This window comes from Nostoc sp. CCY 9925 (assembly GCF_963920935.1).
GTDB lineage: Bacteria > Cyanobacteriota > Cyanobacteriia > Cyanobacteriales > Nostocaceae > Nostoc.
The window spans coordinates 1-5,238 of the sequence record NZ_CAWUDO010000213.1; the positions used below are offsets into that span (position 1 = coordinate 1).

The window sequence follows — 5,238 nt, forward strand, 5'->3', positions numbered from 1 at the left end:
TTGATGCGGCAAGCTTATCCTTTAATTTTCGGCAATCTTTTCCTTTAAGTCACACAAACCAAGATCACCAAAAGTTGCCAAGAACCATTTTATGATTCAAGTCACATCAACTGCCATTTCGGTAGTCGCTTCTAACGAGTAGGAAGAATGAATCCACTCGATATTCAGAGCTAAAAGCCTGGGAATTTCTTTTTCTGTTACAATTCCCCAGTCAATATTTTGGTCAGCATAATAGCGTCTTTCTAACTCAAATTTCTCAGCTACTGATTTTTTTTCCAAATCTGAAGATGGTTTGACTGTTCGAGCAATTTGAACTGACTTACCCGATTTATTGGCTGTTAGCATGAAGTCAGTAGTTAAAACGTAAGGTATACCGCTAACTGGGTCAGTGGGGTATTTCATTCCCATGTCATTAGCGATACTCGTACATAATTCTAGGTTGAGCAGGGGGAATTGCTCCCTGATATCTACGACAATATCTGACCACTCGAACAGATAAAACAGTCGCCGCTCATGGTCTGATAAGAAATGATGCACTCGATTGGTCTTCCAACCAGGGCTTCTTGCCGATCTGCCCATTGAGGGGAAATCGGAGACAGAGTGATCCAAGGCTTATACTTCTCTCCACTACCTTGACCGCGACCTTCTTTGATGTAGCGCTCAAACTTGGCTTGAGTCCACTCCTGCCTACCTCTCGCCATAAAGCTTACCTTTCTGGATCTGCCCAGACCATGCACATCCAGAAATTGTAGAACTTTTTTATTTATTGTTGGACTTTATTATTTATTGTTGAACTTTTTTATTCCTCTACATCAAGGGAAGTAGTTTATATCGTATTTTTTGTCGGATAAAAGATAAGGGTCTCTTATTTTGTGTTGTGGCGTTATATAGTCGTTGTCACTGTAAGCATAAGATGAGCAAATTGCTCACTTTATGGTTTCAAACCGGGTTGCTCAATTTATGCTTACTTAGATAAGGGAAGCACCGTCGAGTAACTCTGGTCTGGGTTCAACTGATTACACTCGGTATAATCGAGAGAATTTGCAAACCCTCATGTGGGTTAATTCCTAGCTTGTAACACCACCTTAAAAACCTAGTGAGAGTAGGTTTTCGCGGATATTTGAACTTTTGAGGTTCTGGAGAAAAAGAACTCTCACTAGGTGTTGGCATAGCAGCGAAAATCTGGCCGACAGATTGAGCAGCCCACTTTTCCCAATCAAACCGAGACCCCTGAGATTTAGCAGTATTGTCGAAAAACCGACCGAGCCATGCATTACACGCACAACAATAGCCAAGACAATGGCATTCCAAATTGAGAAATGGTTGAAAACAACCACAGTACAAGCATCGCAGTTGCAGGTAACGTTGGTGAACTGGACAAACACTGACAGCTTCTATTGTCCACAACAAAGGGATATAGATAGGTTTTCCCGCTTCACGCCAGTCTTGATAGCAACCAGGACACCAACGTTGTTCAGTATGGAAAATATGATTGAAGTTAAGTCGCCAGGAATTTTCAAGAAATTGGGTGGTTGGTGGCTCTGGATAAATAACGGCGTAATTTTATAGCGAATTAAACTAGCAATCGAGACACCATGTGCAGCAGCCAAGCGCTGTAAGTAACTAGTAAAACTTTCAACTGTGGGTGTACCAAAACCTATTGGTTTAAGAGAATAAAGATGGCTGCGTTTTGGAAGTTGGTTCATCGTTAAGTCCCACGACTCATAATTAGCCAAACTTTCAACCGACATTTTCACCACCTCCAACAGGACGACGTTGAGGTTTAGTGTTACCAGTAGCAGAACGACGAGATTGAGTTTTGGTTGTCTGGGATGTGCTATGTGTAACTGACACCTGATGAGATTCCAAACCCAAAGCAATTCTCAAAGCCGAACTATCCGAGGTGAACTCAAGTTGCTTTTCTCCCAATCTTGTTTCATTGACGATAATTATGCATTGTTCATGAGAGTAAGCAGAAGATTTTAAATGTGACAGAGTGAGAGTTTTAGCTCCCTCCAGTAATGCCGTTGCCAATGCTTGAGATAACCAATCTTTGAGAATACCGACACAACCGAAACTGCGTTCGTAGCAAAAATCCCAGTATTGAAGTAAATCAGGCTCTTGTTCAAAAGGTAAATGACGTTGGAAAGTTTGAACAACACCTCTGAAAGCTTTTAAATCTTCTTCATTCTCAGCTTTGTAGCGTTCAAAATGAATATCCACGCTGCGTCTGCATAACTGGGCACTCAAGTTACGAAGTATCAATAAGTCATAAGTACCTGCTAGCACAAATTTGACCCCGGTCAGGTTTGCTAGGGACTTAATACAGTCAGTCTGGTCACGTAATTTACGACCACTGGCAACTTTACTGAAATTTTGTGCCTCATCAATGCAAAAAACTTTCAGACGACGATGTTTAAGTGCAGCTTCTAATGATGTTTTCAACTTCAAATTAGTAATTCGACCAGAACCAGGTAACTGAATGCATGGGTCTTGGAGAACGCCCAGAGCACGTAGATAAAAATCTTTCCAATCAAAATTACTAAATTCAGGGGTAGCTACTTCGATATTAGCGATAGGAATAAAACCTTTATCTAGTTCCATTTCTGTTTGAAAAGAAGCTAGTAACTTTTGTGTGATGCGACGTAATAAGGTGGTTTTCCCCACACCTGTTGGCCCAAATAAAAAGATTAAAGAAAAGAACGCTGGCTCATCAATTGCATTTTTGAGTGTTTCTGCTGCTCTTAATAATTTGGGATGTGCCATTGTATATTGCTGAAAATAAGCAATTCTGTCAACAATAGGTAGAGTTAGTAATTCTTGAGGAAAGCTATAATCATGTGCCATTAGAACTCTCCATAATATTCAAGGGTTTCTGTGGCATTTGCACTTAAATTGCTGATTCTTTCACAATTTTTATCTTCATTGGTCGAGTCATTTTCTGGAAAATAATTATTTTCTGCTGCTGGAAATTCTGACAAATGTAAACTTGGTTCGGGGATGAAATTATTTTGAATAATTTTGTGAACTTTTTCATGTTCAGCATCGCGCAAGCGTTGTTTGAGAATAGCGCCTTCTTGAGCATGTTTTGAGTTTAAAAATTCTACAAGTTCTCTATCAGTTATTGTTAATTTTCGCCCATAATTGCGTTGCCGCTGATTAAGTTCTGCACTGACAAGCCGGATTTCTTTTTCGGAACGTCCTTGGAAGTATTGATAGTAAGAAGAAATGCATTTTACCCACTGTCCTTGTGCTAGTGCATAAGCAATTCCTGCATTCCAAGGGTCGTAACGAACCCACAGCATTGATTTTTCGATTTCTGGATCACGGAATACATCTGCCCAGTAATAAATATTGTGTATTTTGACACCCTTTCCTGGTTGAACTTTACGCTTTCGTTGATCTGGTGCTGGTAGAGTCAGAATCTGGAATAATTCGTCATATGCTACTCTTCGGTGTAAGCGACTTCCACCTGTTGCTAATCCGGTGACAAAAGCATCGCACGGACTAGTACCTAATGCCGGATGCAATCGTTGGTCATAAACCGAATATGCCCATTCACAAAAGGCAGAGTACAGTTCTTCTAATGTCCAAATTGCTAATATTTCTGGACTGACAGATTTGGTAACTTTACGGTGAAGGCGTTTAATTTGGGTGTTACCTTGCAACTCATGAATAAACTGCGTGTTCGCGGTGCCAAATAGTCTTTCAACAATTGAACCAAACCGAGCATGTGCTGGAGGGCGATACTTCAGCGTGCAAGTATAAGATGCTAATAATTGTTCAAAATAGTGACTGTGAAATTCTTTTCCATTATCTACAACAATATTTTGCGGAAACCGTCCAAATCTAGCAACGCATATGCGAATTACCATCATACAATCACGGTAGCTTGGCTCATCGAAGGTCAGATAAACTGATAAAATTCTTCGACTATATGCATCAACCATCAAGGTTGCCCAAGGACGACCTAAATTGTGATGAATTGAGTTGTTTGTAGCAACATAACAATTAGTTAGAGATTTCAGGGAACTGACTAATTCAATGTCAATTTGAGTATGGTCAATATGGACAATCTCGAAGGGACGACTACCATGTTGTGGAGTAGTCTGCTCTAATTCCCAATAAAATGGTTCTTCGGCAATAGCTGCTCGATTACCAAGACGTTTTCTGGTTTGATTGTGCCCTCTTCGCTGTTTAATTGCTTGGCAAAATGTGATTCTCGATGGTGGTTTCAATGGGGGTTCATGGTTTTGGCACGCGAAGACAAATGCCTCGTAGACCCGTAATTTTCTGCGTTGTTTGGGTGTTTCATAATGCTCTATGATAAATTCGAGCATAAATTCTTGGATTTGAGAATCAATTTTGGGAGTACGATTGCCTTTACTTTTATGCTTGGGCAGCAATCCCAGGTATCCATGACCGTAGATGAGTAAAGCTTTTTGGTATTGAGTACGCCAACGACGGATTGTGCTGCTTGGATATGCTCTCGGATTATCTCCTAAGTATGGTTGTATTAAATTGTAGCGACGGTTGGCTTCAATAATATCTTCACAAGTTGCTCTTTGAATAATTTCCGCCGCCACTGCTTGAATATTTGCGGTTTGTTTTGTCTCAACTCGTACAATTTTACCTGTATCAATCAATGCTGTGAATGCTACATTTGGTAGTTCTATAAATTTGCCATCTGCACGTAATAATCCAGTAGCAGTCGTCCCAGTATTTACTATCTCCCATGACTCTCCATCCCAAGAAATATTAGTACCTACTGCTATTTGGAGTAATATTTGATTACTATCTTGAGTTTTTGACTCTATTGAGTTAAGTTGCTCATAAGATAAAGCAACATCTTTGTTAATAAATACGAGTACTGTTTCTGGTTGCGAGAGTTTGACTTTATTAAGTTCTACATAAAGTTTATCGGTGGCAATTAACCAATAAATTACATCAGGATTTATTTCTTCAATTTGTAACAGTTCTGCCAGGGTTATTGCTAAATGATTTTTTACTGTGTCTAAAATTAAACTTTGCTCGGTTTCGTCGAGAATTCCTGATGAGTATCCGAAATAATCTGATAGCCAAATTAGATTTTGTTGGCAGTTCCAATTAATCAGAGCATTTGACCATACGTAAAAGTCCAAACCATGACGATGAGCGTATTCTTCACCTGGGGGACAATGCCACTTGCCATCTAAGTTTTTGCAATAGCGATTCGGATTCAATTCAGTCAACTTGTTG

The 5,238-nt window shown here is 39.8% G+C and carries 5 protein-coding genes; all 5 read right to left on the bottom strand.

Going from position 1 to position 5,238, the window contains the following annotated elements; genetic code table 11:
- Positions 1–96 precede the first annotated feature (96 nt).
- Positions 97–609 carry a TnsA endonuclease N-terminal domain-containing protein gene (locus tag ACM0OY_RS39365; RefSeq protein ID WP_414574131.1) on the bottom strand — a complete coding sequence of 171 codons (513 nt, stop codon included), beginning with the start codon at positions 607–609 and terminating at the stop codon, positions 97–99.
- A gap of 399 nt (positions 610–1,008) precedes the next feature.
- Positions 1,009–1,488 (bottom strand): TniQ family protein, encoded by a 480-nt coding sequence (locus tag ACM0OY_RS39370; RefSeq protein WP_414574135.1) that lies wholly within the window; start codon positions 1,486–1,488, stop codon positions 1,009–1,011.
- Positions 1,395–1,751 (bottom strand): hypothetical protein, encoded by a 357-nt coding sequence (locus tag ACM0OY_RS39375; protein ID WP_414574132.1) that lies wholly within the window; start codon positions 1,749–1,751, stop codon positions 1,395–1,397. The genes ACM0OY_RS39370 and ACM0OY_RS39375 overlap by 94 nt, the downstream gene beginning before the upstream one ends.
- A complete protein-coding gene (locus tag ACM0OY_RS39380) occupies positions 1,741–2,847 on the bottom strand; it encodes an ATP-binding protein (protein WP_414574133.1) in 1,107 nt (368 codons plus the stop codon). Before ACM0OY_RS39380 ends, ACM0OY_RS39375 begins: the two co-directional genes overlap by 11 nt.
- Positions 2,847–5,238: DDE-type integrase/transposase/recombinase (locus tag ACM0OY_RS39385; protein ID WP_414574134.1), on the bottom strand; the 2,392-nt coding region annotated here is incomplete at its 5' end. The genes ACM0OY_RS39380 and ACM0OY_RS39385, both read right to left, overlap by 1 nt.

What these genes read in the sequence shown, in the direction of transcription:
- ACM0OY_RS39375 (WP_414574132.1), bottom strand. Translation starts at nt 1,751, where the DNA reads ATGTCGGTTGAAAGTTTGGCTAATTATGAGTCGTGGGACTTAACGATG.
- ACM0OY_RS39380 (WP_414574133.1), bottom strand. Translation starts at nt 2,847, where the DNA reads ATGGCACATGATTATAGCTTTCCTCAAGAATTACTAACTCTACCTATT.